Here is a 13,865-nt window from a genome sequence, read left to right as displayed (position 1 = left end):
GCGAGAGGAGCAACACGATGGCAGCACTCCATGACGCCCTGACGCCCGTATTCGACGAGGTGATCCGGCGCAATCCCGGCGAAGCCGAGTTCCACCAGGCGGTCCGAGAGGTTCTCGAGAGCCTTGGACCCGTGCTCGGCAAGCGGCCCGAGTACGCGGACGCCGAGATCATCCGCCGGCTGTGCGAGCCGGAACGCCAGATCATCTTCCGCGTGCCGTGGGTCGACGACGCCGGCCGCGTGCAGCTGAACCGCGGCTTCCGCGTCGAGTTCAACTCGGCGCTGGGCCCGTACAAGGGCGGAATCCGCTTCCATCCCTCGGTCTACCTCGGGATCGTCAAGTTCCTCGGCTTCGAGCAGATCTTCAAGAACGCGCTCACCGGCATGCCGATCGGCGGCGGCAAGGGCGGCTCGGACTTCGACCCCAAGGGCCGCTCAGACGCCGAGGTCATGCGCTTCTGCCAGTCGTTCATGACCGAGCTCTACCGTCACATCGGCGAGCACACCGACGTCCCCGCGGGCGACATCGGCGTGGGCGGCCGCGAGATCGGCTACCTCTTCGGCCAGTACAAGCGCATCACGAACCGCTACGAGTCGGGCGTCCTGACCGGCAAGGGCATCACCTGGGGCGGGTCGCAGGTCCGCACGGAGTCGACCGGCTACGGCACGGTCTTCTTCGTCAAGGAGGCGCTCGCGGCGCGCGGCATGGACCTCGAGGGCCGCCGCGTCGTCGTCTCGGGCTCGGGCAACGTCGCGATCTACGCGACCGAGAAGGCGCAGGCGCTCGGCGCGAAGGTCGTCGCCACATCGGACTCGAGCGGCTACGTCGTCGACGAGGCCGGCATCGACCTCGACCTGCTCAAGGAGATCAAGAACGGCCACCGCGGGCGGGTCTCCGACTACGCCGCGCGCCGCGACAGCGCCCACTTCGTGGCAGGCGGATCGATCTGGGATGTGCCGTGCGACATCGCGCTGCCCTGCGCGACCCAGAACGAGCTCGACGCCGATGCCGCCGCGGCGCTCGTGCGGAACGGCTGCCTCATCGTGGCCGAGGGCGCGAACATGCCCACGACCCCCGAGGCGACCCGCGTGCTGCGCGAGGGCGGCGTCGTCTTCGCCCCCGGCAAGGCCGTGAACGCGGGCGGTGTCGCGACGAGCGCCCTCGAGATGCAGCAGAACGCCTCACGCGACTCGTGGTCGTTCGAGCACACCGAGCAGCGCCTGTCCGAGATCATGAGCTCGATCCACGCGCGGTGCCTCGAGACCGCTGACGAGTACGGAGCCCCCGGCGACTACGTCGCGGGCGCGAACATCGCGGGCTTCACGCACGTCGCCGACGCGATGCTTGCCCTCGGCGTCATCTGAGCGTCAGGCACCGGCCCCGGCGGTATCGCTCGTGGGCCGGTGCCCGTGCTCGCCGCCGATGCCGAAGTAGTGGCGGAAGCTGTAGATGGTCGGCTCCCAGAGCCGTGGATCGATGTGATCCGTGCCGGGCGCGACGATCCGCGGGTCGGCGTGCACGGCCTGCACCTCCGCCTCCACGATCGCGTAGTCGCCGAGGCCGTCGGTGATCCGCGCGACGCGCGCCTCGAGCTGCAGGGCGCACTCCTCGACGCGCGGCGGCGCGACATGCTGCGAGGCCTGCGGGGTCAGCCCGGCGGCGGCGAACTTGTCGGCGACGTGACGGTAGCGCGCCGCCTTCGCGGGCGGCACGTCGACGCGCCCCGTCGTGTCCGCGATCGCCTCGACGGCGTTCCAGAGCGCGGGCGACGGGAAGTTCACGGTCAGCTCGGGGCGCTCGCGCACGTTCTGCTGCGTCTGGCCGTCGTTCTCGAGCCCCAGCACGAGCATCCACCCGAGCGCCCAGTACGACGACGCGGGCGCCAGATTCGGCGTGCCGTCGGGGTTGACCGTGCCGATCAGCATCACGGGCGTCCCCACGTAGAGGACGGACGGGCGGATGTCGAGATGACGGACGGTCGTCATGGAGCTCCTCGGGTGGTGCGGGTGGGAGTAGCGTCGATCCCGTGTTCGAGCGTATCGACCATCTGGAGGAGCATCCGTGACCCGACGCCTCGAAGACCTGCTCGACATCGACCACCCCGTCGTCCTCGCGCCGTTCGGCGGCGTCTCATCCGTGGCGCTCACCGCTGCGGTGAGCGACGCGGGCGGGCTCGGCTCGTACGGGCTGTACGGCTACGCACCCGACCGGATCCGCGACACGATCGCTGCTCTGCGCGCGGCGACGGCGCGCCCCGTCGCGGTGAACCTGTGGCTGCCGCGCGGCGACGAGGTCGCGCCCGACGACGTCGATCTCACGGCGGCGGTCGCCGCCGTGAGCGGATTCTTCGACGAGCTCGGGATCGAGATCCCCGAGAAGCCGTCGACGTTCCTCCCTCCCTTCGAGGACCAGCTCGACGCGGTCGTGGATGCCCGCCCCGACGTGCTGAGCGTCGTCTTCGGGGTCCCGTCGCCCGCGCACGTCGAGCGCCTGCGCGCCGCGGGCATCCGGATCTTCGGCACCGCGACGACCGTCGACGAGGCGCGCGCCCTCGCCGACGGCGGTGTCGACGCGGTCGTCGCGACCGGCGCCGAGGCGGGCGGCCACCGGGTGTCGTGGCTGCGGCCGCCCGAGGAGTCCCTCGTGGGCGGGCTCGCCCTCATCCCCCAGGTCGTCGACGCGGTCGACGTGCCCGTCGTCGCGGCGGGCGGCATCGTCGATCGTCGCGGCGTGGCCGCCGCGCGCGCCCTCGGCGCCGACGGCGTCCAGGTCGGCACGGCCTTCCTCCGCACATCGGTCTCGGCCGCGCCCACGTCGCACCGCGCGGCGATCGCATCGGGAGCCGACACCGTGCTCACGCGCGCGATGAGCGGGCGCCTCGCCCGCGGCATCCCGAACCGCGCCGTGCGCGAGATCGAGCACGCGGGAGCGATCGCCCCCTTCCCGGCGCAGAACTGGCTCACCGGGCGCTTCCGGGCCGAGGCCGCCGTGCAGGACCGCGGAGACCTGCTGTCGCTGTGGGCGGGTCAGAGCGCGGGGCTCACCCGCCACGACGACGTCGCCGAGCTGTTCGCCGAGCTCGTCGCGGGCTGGAGCTGACGGTCAGGAGTGCGCGTCGTCGCGGTCGACGTGGCCCGACTGCTCCAGCTGGAACGTGGAGTGCGCGACGTCGAAGTGCTCGGCCAGGCACTCCTGCAGCCCGTTCAGGACCGCGCCGCTGCGCCCCTCGTCGATGACCGACTGCTCGACGACGACGTGCGCCGTGAAGACCGGCGCGCCGCGCGTGAGCTGCCACACATGGACGTCGTGCACATCGGCGACACCGGGGGCCGCGAGGATGTGCGCGCGGATGGCGGCGACGCTCGTCCCCGCCGGCGCCGACTCCGCGAGCACGCCGACGACCTCCCGCAGGAGCGAGATCGCGCGCGGCACGATGAGCACCGCGATCGCGAGCGACGCGAGCGCGTCGGCGGGCATCCATCCGGTGAGAAGGATGACGACGGCAGCCACGATCACGAGCGCCGATCCGACGAGGTCGCCCAGCACCTCGAGGTACGCGCCGCGCACGTTCATGCTGTGCCGCTGCGCGGCGCTCAGCAGCCACAGCGACACCCCGTTCGCGACGAGACCCGCGAGGGCGACGACGAGCATCCATCCGCCGGTCACCTCGTGGGCGTCGGGCGAGAGGAGACGCCGCACGCCCTCGATCGCGACCGTGACGCAGAGCACGATGAGGATGACGGCGTTCACGAGCGCCCCGAGCACCTCGGCGCGCTGATATCCGTACGTCCGCCGGTCGTCCGCGGGCCGCGCGGCCACGGCGCTCGCGATGAGCGCGACGACGAGGGCCACGGCGTCGGTGAGCATGTGCACGGCGTCGGCGAGCAGCGCGAGCGATCCCGTCATGATCGCTCCGACGACCTGCACGACGAACACCGCGCCCGTGAGGGTCAGCGAGATCGTCAGCAGCCGACGGCTGTCGGCGCCGCGGATGCCCGGTGCGTGGTCGTGCATGACTCCAGGCTAGGCGCGTCGGACGCCCGCTCGGGGGCTCTGCGCGCTGTCGGGAACGGGGATGATTCTCGTTACGTCAGAGCGACGCGAGAAGCGGCCCCAGCTGCGCGAACGCACGGGCCCGGTGCGACGCCGCGTTCTTCTCGTCGGCCGTCCACTCCGCGACCGTGCGCTCGTCGGCGCCCTGGCCATCCGGCACGAACACGGGGTCGTACCCGAAGCCGCCCGCACCGCGCGGTTCGCGGGCGATGCGCCCGGGCCAGATGCCCTCGACGACGTGCTCGCCGCCGTCGGGGGTGACGAGGGCGATCACCGACGTGTAGTGCGCGCCACGGTGCGGGTCGGAGATGTCGGAGATCTGATCCAGCAGGAGCGCGAGGTTCGCCGCGTCGTCCTTCGCGTGCGCGGCCCAGTACGCCGAGAACACGCCGGGCGAGCCGCCCAGCACGTCGACGCACACGCCGGAGTCGTCGGCGAGCGCGGGGAGCCCCGTGTGGGCGGCCGCCGCGCGGGCCTTGATGAGCGCGTTCTCGGCGAAGGTCGTGCCGTCCTCGACCGGCTCGGGTCCGTCATAGGAGACGACCTCGAAGTCGGGTCGCGTGCTGGCGACGATGCCCTGGAACTCCGCGACCTTGTGGGCGTTGTGCGTCGCGAGGACGATGCGCCGGCTCACGCCTCCTGCCCCAGGGCAGCGAGCTGGTGGCGGCGCAGCTCAGCGCACCCGTTCACGCCCAGCTCGAGAAGCGCGTCGAGCTCGCGCTTGTCGAACGGCGCGCCCTCGGCCGTGCCCTGCACTTCGACGAACAGACCGCGCCCGGTGACGACGACGTTCATGTCGGTCTCGGCGCGCGAGTCCTCGACGTACGGGAGGTCGAGCATGGGGACGCCGTCGATGATGCCGACCGAGACCGCCGCGACCGAGTCGAGCAGGACGCGCGACTTCTGCCCGACGAACCGCTTGTCACGCCCCCACTCGATCGCGTCCGCGAGTGCGACGTACGCGCCCGTGATCGCGGCCGTCCGGGTGCCGCCGTCGGCCTGGAGCACGTCGCAGTCGATGACGATCGTGTTCTCGCCGAGCGCCTTCGTGTCGACCACGGCGCGCAGCGCGCGGCCGATGAGGCGCGAGATCTCGTGCGTGCGCCCGCCGATCTTGCCCTTCACGCTCTCGCGCTGGTTCCGCTCGTTCGTGGCGCGCGGGAGCATCGCGTACTCGGCGGTGACCCAGCCGCGCCCCTGGCCGGTGAGCCACCGGGGCACGCCGTTCGTGAAGGAGGCCGTGCACAGGACCTTGGTGTCCCCGAAGCTGATGAGAGCCGATCCCTCGGCCTGGCTGCTCCAGCCCCGCTCGATCGTGATGGGACGCAGCTGGTCGGGGGTGCGGCCGTCGGCGCGCTGGGTCATGGTGTCCTCTTCTCTCATCGGGGGAGGTCGATCGCGCCCGTGCGCACGAGGCGCACATCGCGCACCTCGCGGCCGAGCAGGCGGTTGGCGAGCGCCGTGAACGTCTCGGTGTCGGCTCCGGTCGCCTCGTAGGTGTGGACGGGCGTCGCCGACGGGTCGGCGAGGAGGTCGCCCGACACGAGCTGGCGGTAGACGTCCTTCGCGGTCTCGGAGTCGCTCGACACGAGCGAGACGCCGTCGCCCATGAGGTAGCTGATCGCGCCCTTGAGGAACGGGTAGTGCGTGCAGCCGAGCACGAGGGTGTCGACGCCCGCACGCCGCAGCGGCGCGAGGTACTCCTCGGCGGCCGCGAGCAGCTCGGGCGAATCGGTCACGCCGGCCTCCACGAACTCCACGAAGCGCGGGCAGGCGGCGGTAAACACCTCGACCCCGGGGTTCACGCCGAGCATGTCCTGATACGCGCCGGAGCCGATCGTCCCCTCCGTGCCGATCACGCCGATCCGGCCGTTGCGGGTCGCCGCGATGGCCGTGCGCACGGCCGGCCCGATGACCTCGACGACGGGCACGTCGTACCGCTCGCGCGCATCGCGCAGCATCGCGGCGGACGCCGTGTTGCAGGCGATCACGAGCATCTTCACGCCCTGGTCGACGAGGGTGTCGAGCACCTCGAGCGCATAGCGGCGGACGTCGGCGATCGGCTTCGGCCCGTACGGCGAGTGCAGCGTGTCGCCGATGTACAGCATCGACTCGCGCGGCAGCTGGTCGCCGATCGCACGGGCCACCGTGAGGCCGCCGACGCCCGAGTCGAAGATCCCGATCGGCGCGTTGTTCACGATGTCCCAGCGTACCCGCCGGGCCGGAGCAGCTCGCGCACGCCGGTAGGCTGACCGCCATGAGCGCCTCCACGGCCCTGTTGACGGACCGCTACGAACTGACCATGCTCGACGCCGCGCTGCGCGACGGCACCGCCGACCGGCACTGCGTCTTCGAGCTCTTCGCCCGGCGCCTCTCGGGCGGGCGCCGCTTCGGCGTCGTGGCGGGCACGGGTCGCCTCCTCTCCCTCCTGCGCGAGTTCCGCTTCGGCGAGGACGAGCTGCGCTTCCTGCGGGACGAGCACGTCGTGAGCGCGGAGACCGTGCGGTACCTCGAGAGCTACCGCTTCGGCGGGACCATCACGGGCTACCGCGAGGGCGAGCTCTACTTCCCCGGCTCCCCCATCCTCACGATCGAGGGCTCGTTCGCCGACGCCGTCATCCTCGAGACGCTTGCTCTGAGTGTGATGAATCACGACGCGGCCGTCGCGACGGCCGCTGCGCGGATGAGCATCGCCGCCGGCGACCGGCCCCTCGCCGAGATGGGCTCGCGCCGGGCGGCCGAGCAGTCGGCGGTCGCTGCCGCGCGCGCGGCCTACATCGCCGGCTTCGGCGCGACGAGCAATCTCGAGGCCGGCCGCCAGTGGGGCATCCCGACCATGGGCACCGCCGCGCACTCGTGGACGCTCCTCCACGACACCGAGGAGGACGCCTTCCGCTCGCAGATCGCGGCCCTCGGCAGCGGCACGACCCTGCTCGTCGACACCTACGACATCCGCCGCGGCGTGGAGCGCGCGGTCGCGGTCGCCGGCACCGGGCTCGGCGGCGTGCGGATCGACTCGGGCGACCTCCCGATCGTCGCAGCCGAGGTGCGCGCCCAGCTGGACGCACTCGGCGCCACCGAGACGCGGATCACCGTCACGAGCGATCTCGACGAGTACGCCATCGCCGCTCTCGCCGCATCGCCCGTCGACGCGTACGGCGTCGGCACCTCGGTCGTCACGGGGTCGGGCTATCCGACCGCGGGGATGGTCTACAAGCTCGTCGCGCGTCAGGACGCGTCGGGCGGATGGGTCGCGGTCGCGAAGAAGGCGGAGGGCAAGGGCTCCCAGGGCGGTCGGAAGCGGGCGTTCCGCCGCCTCGAGGACGGCGTGGCGCGCGACGAGTACGTCGAGATCGCCGACGGGTTCGAGGAGCTGCCGACGGCGGCCGACGTCGAGGGCGGGCGCATGCTCCAGGTCACGCTCGTCGATCGCGGCGCGTTCCACGCGGCATACGAGGGTCCCGAGGGCGTCCAGGCGGCGCGCGCGCATCACCTCGCCGTCCGGGAGGAGCTGCCCGTGCGCGCCCTCGCGCTCAGCAAGTCCGATCCCGCCATCCCCACGGTGTTCGCCGACGCCGGCGACCGCTGAGACGAGAAGAGCCGCCGGCCTCTGCGCCGGCGGCTCGTCTCACTTCTGCATGGACTCGTAGATCTCCTTGCACGTGGGGCACACGGGGAACTTCTCGGGGTCGCGCCCGGGAGTCCACTTCTTCCCGCACAGCGCGCGCACCGGCTTGCCGGTGATCGCCGACTCGAGGATCTTGTCCTTCTTGACGTAGTGCGAGAAGCGCTCGTGGTCTCCGGGCTCGATGGTCTCCTCGCGGAGGAGCTCCTCGAGCTCGCGGTCGAGGAGTGCCGTGCCGCCCTGGTCGGGACTGTCAAGCGGGGTGCTCATGACCTGCAGTCTAATCGCGCGGCGGATGCCCGTGGCGGGCTCCGGCGTCAGGTCGCGCCCGCGAACTCCATGATGCGGGTGCCGCGCACGTCGAACACGGCGGCGCCGATCCCGATGCCGATGAGGAGGACGGCGGCCCCGGAGCCGAGTCCCGTCCAGAGCACGGCGACCGACTCGACCTGGCGGTCCGCGATCGCGAGCCACGCGAGCCAGACGGTCGGCGCGCTCGCGGCGAGCGCGCCCAGCAGCACGAGGGCCTGCGACCAGGCGCCCGTCGAGTCGGTGCGCTGCGGCTGCTGGAACGGTCCGTCGCCGGGCCGCGCCACGGCGTACGGCGCGACGACCGACGCGATGCTCGAGAGCCCGAAGCCCGACAGGAGGAGCGCTGCGGTGACCCCGACGACCGGCAGCACGGCGTCGCCGCGTCCGCTCACGAGGATGGAGAGGGCGGTCGCGACCGCGAGGACGGGCACCGAGATGAGCACGACCGGCGCGAGCCGGCCGGCCCGGTCGGCGACGCCGCGCACGCCGCTCGCGATGTGGAGCCATACGGCGGAGGCGTCGTACGCGAGGTCGTTGTGCGGCAGCCAGCCGTAGAAGAGAGCCATGAGCGGCACCGGGACCAGCGCGGCGACCTCGATCGGGACGCCCGCGACGAGCAGCGGGATGACCGGCAGGATGCCAGCGACCGGGATGACGAGGAGATTCGCGAGGTAGCGGCTGTCGCGCAGGCCGTACACGAGGCTGCGCGCCGCGATCGCTCCGGTCGCCGTCCGAGGAAGCAGCGCGAACCATCCGAGTCCCGCACCTCCGCGGGCCACCACGGGATGCTCGATCGTCGTGAGGAGGCGGCGGACGAGCGCGACCCACGCGACCGCGAGCGCGGCGACGACGACGATCCCGATCGCGACGGCCAGGCCGACCGACCCGCTGCCCGAGGCCTCGCCTGCGGGCAGCGCCGTCCCCGGCACGAGCGCCGCGATGAGCCCCGCGACGCGGCCGAGGGCCCGTGCGGCGCCGGGCGACCAGACCGCGGCGGAGGCGATCGTCGCCGGCACGCTCGCGACGACGAGCGCCACGACGAACACGCCCGCGGCGTCGGCCGGCCGTCCCTGTCCGCCGAGAGCGGCACGCAGCGCCATCACGACGCGCGCCACGAGCACGCACCCAAGGAGATGGAGGACTGCGCCCGCGATCGCGCTGCCGGCGGATGCGCCGAGCTGTGTCCAGACGATCGTCGCGACGACCTCGTAGACGAGCAGCAGCCACGTCGGCACGCTCACGAGCGACGCGAGGAGCAGGACGGCCGCCAGCGGGTCGGGCGCAGCGCCCAGCGTGCGGAACCGGCGCGGATCCAGCGGGTCGACGGTCGCCGTCAGCGCGGGAGCGATCGCGAAGGAGAGCACGAGCCCTGCCGCCGAGAGCACGAGCGCGGTCGCCGCGACGCCGTCGGGAAGCGACGGCAGCGCGAGCGCGCGCGAGGCCGTGACGGCGGTGCCGATGACGAGCGCGAGGAAGCCGATCGCCCGAGGGATCGTGCGGCCCGGCTCGCGGAATGCGCCGACGAGAAGCGCGGCCCTCAGTCGGAGAACGTGTGCAGCCACTCGAGCCCCTCCACCTCGCCGAGTCCGCCGGCGAGCTCGACGAAGCGCTGCTCGAGGGTGAGGTCGCCCTTGACCTCGTCGACCGTGCCCTCCTCGAGCACCTGTCCGGCGACGAGCACCGCCACGCGCGTGCACACCTTCTCGATGAGATCCATGCCGTGACTCGAGAGGAGCACGGTGCCCCCGCTCGCGACGTACGCGTCGAGGATCTCGAGCACCTTCGCCGCAGACGCCGGGTCGACGGCCTCGAAGGGCTCGTCGAGCACGAGGAGCTGCGGCGAGTGGATCATCGCGGCCGCGAGCATCACCTTCTTCGTCATGCCGGCCGAGTAGTCGGAGACCACGCGGCCGAGCGCGTCGCCGAGGTCGAGCGCGCCCGCGAGGTCGGCCGTGCGGTCCGCGACCACCCCGGGCTTCATTCCCCGGAGCATGCCCGTGTAGTACAGCAGCTGCCGGCCCGTGAGCCGATCGAACGTCCGCAGACGGTCGGGGAGCACGCCCATCCGCTTCTTCGCGTCGCGCGGGTGCGTGCGCAGATCGACGCCGCACACCCGGATTTCGCCGCGGTCGGGGCGCAGCAGGCCCGAGATCATCGACAGCGTCGTCGTCTTCCCCGCGCCGTTCGGCCCCAGGAGGCCGTAGTACATGCCTGCGGCGACCTCGAGGTCGATGCCGGCGACGGCATGCGTTCCGCCGTACGACTTGGACACGCCCTGGAGCGTCAGCGCAGGGCTCCCCGGCTCGGTTTCGCGGATCTCTGCCTCGGTCACCGCCCCACGGTATCAAGTCGCATCGGGAGCCCCCGGTCATCACGATCCGGTCACGACCTCCCGGAGGAGTCCTGGCAAAGTGCCGCCGATGGGGACCGCATTCTCGCTCATCCACAGCCTCTTCGCTACCCTGAAAGAGCCAGTTCGTCGTGAATCTTCGATGAACCCGGACTGAACCGATCAAGGGGAGTCACGCATGACCATCCAGACCGTCATCCTCGCCGCAGGCATGGGATCGCGCCTCGGCCGCGTCCTGCCCAAGTCCCTCACGGTTCTCAGCGACGGACGCTCGATCATGCAGCAGCAGCACGAGAACATCCGCGCGGCCTTCGGCGACGACGCCCGCATCACGACCGTGGTCGGCTATCGCGCGGAGGACATCGTCGAGCGCTTCCCCGACGCGAACTACGTCTACAACGAGCGGTACGACCAGACCAACACCTCGAAGAGCCTCCTCCGCGCCCTCTCGGCGACCGGCCGCGGCGGCGTGCTCTGGATGAACGGCGACGTCGTCTTCGACCCGCGCATCCTCGACCGCGCGATCGGCAACATCCAGGCCGACCAGTCCTTCGTGACCGTCAACACCGCCAAGGTGAGCGACGAGGAGGTCAAGTACACGGTCACGCCCGAGGGCTGGATCGACGAGCTCTCGAAGACCGTCGTCGGCGGCATCGGCGAGGCCGTGGGCATCAACTACATCTCGCAGCGGGACAAGCGCGCCTTCATGCGCCAGCTGTCGCGCGTCGACGACCAGGACTACTTCGAGCGCGGCCTCGAGCTCGCGATCGCCGAGGACGGGCTGCGCCTCCTCCCGATGGACGTGTCCGACCTGTACGCCGTCGAGGTGGACTTCGCCGAGGACCTCGAGCGGGCCAACGCGGCACTCCTCTGACCGTCGCCAGGGGGCGGCCGGGTAGCATCGGCGTGATGGCCGACAAGGTTCACCGCATCCACTCACTTCCGGACGACGCGCCCTGGAGCGGCGGGCTTCCGCCCGTCGGCTCGGAGGAGCATCCGTTCGCGATCCGCGCGCTCGATCGGGTGCTCGGCGTGCAGCGTCCCCTCGTGCTCGCGCACCTGCGCTCCATCCGGCTGCGGCATCCGGAGGCGTCGCCCGCTCAGGTCGTGCGGATGCTCGAGCGCCGCTATCTCCTGGGTGTCACGTCGGGCGGGGCGGCCGTCGGGGCCGCCGCCGTCGTCCCGGGTGTCGGCACCGGCGTCACGCTCGCCCTGTCGGGCGTCGAGACGGTGGGATTCGTCGAGGCGACGGCCCTCTATGCCCAGTCGCTCGCCGAGCTGCACGGATTCGCCGTCGAGGATCCGAATCGCGCCCGCGCGCTCGTGCTCACCCTGATGATGGGCGAGGAGGGCGTCGATCTCGTGCGGCACCTCGCCGCGCAGGTCGTCGGCAAGGGCACGTCGCTGTCGGCGCACTGGGGCGACCTCATCACGAAGACGCTCCCCCGCGCGGCTCTCGCGCCGATCGTCGACCGTCTCAAGACCGCGTTCATCCACCAGTTCGCGGTGCGCGGGGGCGCGAGTGTCGTCGGCAAGGCGCTGCCGTTCGGCGTCGGCGCGGCCGTGGGCGGTGTCGGCAACCACCTCCTCGGTCGACGCGTCGTCGCCGCGTCGCGCAAGGCGTTCGGCCCGGCCCCGGAGCGGCTTCCGGACTGGCTCGCCCCCAAGCCTGGAGCGGAGCGGATCGAGAGCGTGGCCCTGCGAGGGATCCAGACGGCAGGCGCTTCGCTGCGCGCGGCGGCGGGCTCGATGGGCTCGGGCGTCGGAGCCGTCGGCCGCGGCGTCGCGCGACTCGGGCGCGATACGGTCGGACGTGCCCTGCCGCGCGGGCGGCGAGACGATGCGGATGGCGCGGGCACTCCGGCCGCGGACGTCGACACGAGCGACGAGCGCGACGTGAGAGACGAGCGTCCGTAGCCGACGCCGCGTGCACAGCCAGCGATACGACGGCGTGCCCGCCTTCGGTTGTGGACAGCCCGCCGTCCCTCGCGCGTGCTCGTCCGAGGCCGCTCGTAGCGTCACGGCATGCTCACGCCGCTCCCCTCACGACGGTTCGATCCCCCGTATCGCGTGCCCTGGCGCGTAGACCGAGCGGACCCCGCCCATCCGCGCGTGCTCAATGCATCGCGCGAGCCGGCCGACTTCGTGCGGGCGTTCGTGCACGACGATGTGACGCCGCCATCCAGCGAGCACTGGGGACTCGTGCTGCCGGAGGAGATCTGCGAGCTCTGCCTGTGCGAGCGCGCCCTCGCGTCGACGCTCGTGACGCTCGCCTGGTTCCGTCCGGGTGAGGACGACGAATACCTGTGGCGGTTCTGTCTCTGACGCGCGCGGTCGGTCAGCCCCACGTTCGGGGCTGACGCCGGAACTCGTCACGGCGCGAGTATCCGTAGGGCCGCCGGCCCTGAGGAAGGTCTTCCGCGTCGAGGTCGACGAGGAGCTCTCCGACCTCCACCTCGAGCGCGACGGCGATCTGGAGCAGGGTGTAGAGCGTCGGGTTGCCCGCGCCCTTCTCGATCCGCTGCAGATGGGTGAGGTCGAGGTCTGCGCACTCCGCCAGCTTCTTCGCGCTCAGGGTCGCCGCGTGTCGCAGCTGGGCGATGCGGCGCCCCACCTTCAACGACGCGTCGGAGTGCGGCTCTGGCATCCTTCCAGCTTGCTGACGGTCGCAGGAAAAGCGTAGGTACGGACGCCCTGGCTTTCGAGCCACCGCATATATGCCATCGAGAAAATCACGCGCCCGTGAAGTCCGGCCCCCATCCCTGCTCGGCGCGCAACTCCGGCACGAGCTCGTCGTATGCGTCCTGTCCCTTGCCCTGCGCTCCCCTTGCGCGGCGCCGCAGCGACGCGAGCATCGCGTAGGAACGCCCATCGACGGCATCCCGCGATTCGAGAAGGCGCAGACCGATCGAGTACCAGCGCTCTGCTCGACCGGGATCGCCGTGCGCTTCGAGTGACTCTCCGAGCCGCTCCATCATGAGCACGTCGACGTCTTCGTGCCGCACTCCCGCGCGGACCTGATCCAGGAGCGCGTGAGCCTCGGTCACCTCTCCTGCCTTCAGGAGCAGCTCGATGAGTGTCGGATGCCCCGCGAACGGAGTATCGGAGTCAGCGCTTTCGACAGCGCGTCGAGCGATCTCGATCCCCCGATCGAGCTCGCCGGCGAACCCCGCCATCTCAGCGGCGACGCACAGCAGATGGCTGACCGCGACGTCGTCGTCGAGCTCGTATTCCTCGGGTCGCTCCGCCCACGCGATCAGCTGCTCGGCGCGCTCGAGGTACGCCTCGCGCCGCCTCACGTCGTCGAGTCCGCGCGTGTCGATGACCCCTGCGTCGAGTGCGTCATCGTAGGTGATGAGTTCAGGCATCCCTCGATCGTAGAGGGCCGCCGCGCTTTCGCGGATGGCGGTGCGCGCCTTCTGCCCTGTGGGCTCGACGTCGCCAGGATGAACCGTCCCCGGTTTGATGCCGCTTCCTTTCGAGTCTGGAAGGAAGATGATGATCATGCCGAAGAGGATTCCGGAG

At 71.6% G+C, this 13,865-nt stretch carries 16 protein-coding genes; 6 read left to right on the top strand and 10 right to left on the bottom strand.

From position 1 onward, the window contains the following. Window positions 1-17 precede the first annotated feature (17 nt). Complete coding sequence (gene gdhA / locus ACWXWW_RS16035) at window positions 18-1,364, top strand: NADP-specific glutamate dehydrogenase (protein WP_271171628.1); 1,347 nt, start codon at window positions 18-20, stop codon at window positions 1,362-1,364. A gap of 3 nt (window positions 1,365-1,367) precedes the next feature. On the opposite strand, the gene ACWXWW_RS16030 is transcribed toward gdhA, so the two are convergent. Further along, window positions 1,368-1,985: a flavin reductase family protein gene (locus ACWXWW_RS16030; protein WP_455970835.1), complete on the bottom strand. Its 618-nt coding sequence runs from the start codon at window positions 1,983-1,985 to the stop codon at window positions 1,368-1,370. 76 nt (window positions 1,986-2,061) lie between these two features. Here ACWXWW_RS16030 and ACWXWW_RS16025 point away from each other — a divergent pair, with 76 nt between their 5' ends. Continuing rightward, window positions 2,062-3,099, top strand: a complete 1,038-nt coding sequence (locus ACWXWW_RS16025) for an NAD(P)H-dependent flavin oxidoreductase (RefSeq protein WP_455970833.1) — start codon at window positions 2,062-2,064, stop codon at window positions 3,097-3,099. A gap of 3 nt (window positions 3,100-3,102) precedes the next feature. On the opposite strand, the gene ACWXWW_RS16020 is transcribed toward ACWXWW_RS16025, so the two are convergent. The 4 genes from ACWXWW_RS16020 to murI form a co-directional block, all read right to left on the bottom strand. Beyond that, the gene (locus ACWXWW_RS16020; RefSeq protein WP_282977517.1) at window positions 3,103-4,014 is read right to left on the bottom strand and encodes a cation diffusion facilitator family transporter; all 912 of its coding nucleotides are present in this window, start codon (window positions 4,012-4,014) and stop codon (window positions 3,103-3,105) included. Window positions 4,015-4,090: 76 nt separating this feature from the next. Continuing rightward, entirely contained in the window at window positions 4,091-4,687 is a 597-nt protein-coding gene (rdgB, locus tag ACWXWW_RS16015; RefSeq protein ID WP_455970832.1) for an RdgB/HAM1 family non-canonical purine NTP pyrophosphatase, read from the bottom strand. Next, window positions 4,684-5,418 (bottom strand): ribonuclease PH, encoded by a 735-nt coding sequence (rph, locus tag ACWXWW_RS16010; RefSeq protein WP_271171622.1) that lies wholly within the window; start codon window positions 5,416-5,418, stop codon window positions 4,684-4,686. The genes rdgB and rph overlap by 4 nt, the downstream gene beginning before the upstream one ends. A 14-nt stretch (window positions 5,419-5,432) precedes the next feature. Beyond that, entirely contained in the window at window positions 5,433-6,251 is an 819-nt protein-coding gene (gene murI, locus ACWXWW_RS16005) for a glutamate racemase (RefSeq protein ID WP_271171621.1), read from the bottom strand. A gap of 59 nt (window positions 6,252-6,310) precedes the next feature. Between murI and ACWXWW_RS16000 the strand changes: the two genes are divergently transcribed. Beyond that, window positions 6,311-7,642, top strand: coding sequence for a nicotinate phosphoribosyltransferase (locus tag ACWXWW_RS16000; RefSeq protein WP_282977513.1), 1,332 nt, complete (start codon window positions 6,311-6,313; stop codon window positions 7,640-7,642). Window positions 7,643-7,681: 39 nt separating this feature from the next. On the opposite strand, the gene ACWXWW_RS15995 is transcribed toward ACWXWW_RS16000, so the two are convergent. From ACWXWW_RS15995 to ACWXWW_RS15985, 3 genes are read right to left on the bottom strand one after another with little or no spacing between them, the layout of a single operon-like run. Next, window positions 7,682-7,948 (bottom strand): DUF3039 domain-containing protein, encoded by a 267-nt coding sequence (locus ACWXWW_RS15995; protein WP_271171619.1) that lies wholly within the window; start codon window positions 7,946-7,948, stop codon window positions 7,682-7,684. A 47-nt stretch (window positions 7,949-7,995) separates the two neighbouring features. Beyond that, entirely contained in the window at window positions 7,996-9,552 is a 1,557-nt protein-coding gene (locus tag ACWXWW_RS15990; protein ID WP_271171618.1) for a hypothetical protein, read from the bottom strand. Beyond that, on the bottom strand, window positions 9,528-10,322 hold the full coding sequence (locus ACWXWW_RS15985) for an ABC transporter ATP-binding protein (protein ID WP_455970830.1): 795 nt from the start codon (window positions 10,320-10,322) through the stop codon (window positions 9,528-9,530). Before ACWXWW_RS15985 ends, ACWXWW_RS15990 begins: the two co-directional genes overlap by 25 nt. Before the next feature lie 196 nt (window positions 10,323-10,518). Here ACWXWW_RS15985 and ACWXWW_RS15980 point away from each other — a divergent pair, with 196 nt between their 5' ends. The 3 genes from ACWXWW_RS15980 (at window position 10,519) to ACWXWW_RS15970 (ending at window position 12,665) form a co-directional block, all read left to right on the top strand. Beyond that, complete coding sequence (locus ACWXWW_RS15980) at window positions 10,519-11,214, top strand: phosphocholine cytidylyltransferase family protein (RefSeq protein WP_324011572.1); 696 nt, start codon at window positions 10,519-10,521, stop codon at window positions 11,212-11,214. 35 nt (window positions 11,215-11,249) lie between these two features. Then, entirely contained in the window at window positions 11,250-12,257 is a 1,008-nt protein-coding gene (locus ACWXWW_RS15975) for a hypothetical protein (protein ID WP_455970828.1), read from the top strand. A 108-nt stretch (window positions 12,258-12,365) separates the two neighbouring features. After that, complete coding sequence (locus ACWXWW_RS15970; protein WP_324011576.1) at window positions 12,366-12,665, top strand: hypothetical protein; 300 nt, start codon at window positions 12,366-12,368, stop codon at window positions 12,663-12,665. A 13-nt stretch (window positions 12,666-12,678) separates the two neighbouring features. Here the strand turns inward: ACWXWW_RS15970 and ACWXWW_RS15965 are convergent, their stop codons facing one another. Both ACWXWW_RS15965 and ACWXWW_RS15960 read right to left on the bottom strand, forming a co-directional pair. Further along, entirely contained in the window at window positions 12,679-12,987 is a 309-nt protein-coding gene (locus ACWXWW_RS15965; RefSeq protein ID WP_271171613.1) for a helix-turn-helix domain-containing protein, read from the bottom strand. An 85-nt stretch (window positions 12,988-13,072) separates the two neighbouring features. After that, window positions 13,073-13,708, bottom strand: coding sequence for a hypothetical protein (locus ACWXWW_RS15960; protein ID WP_455970827.1), 636 nt, complete (start codon window positions 13,706-13,708; stop codon window positions 13,073-13,075). Window positions 13,709-13,865: the final 157 nt, after the last annotated feature.

Source organism: Microbacterium sp. KNMS, assembly GCF_053851835.1.
The sequence above is the reverse complement of the archived record's forward strand: the minus strand, read 5'-3'. Positions and strand labels throughout refer to the sequence as shown.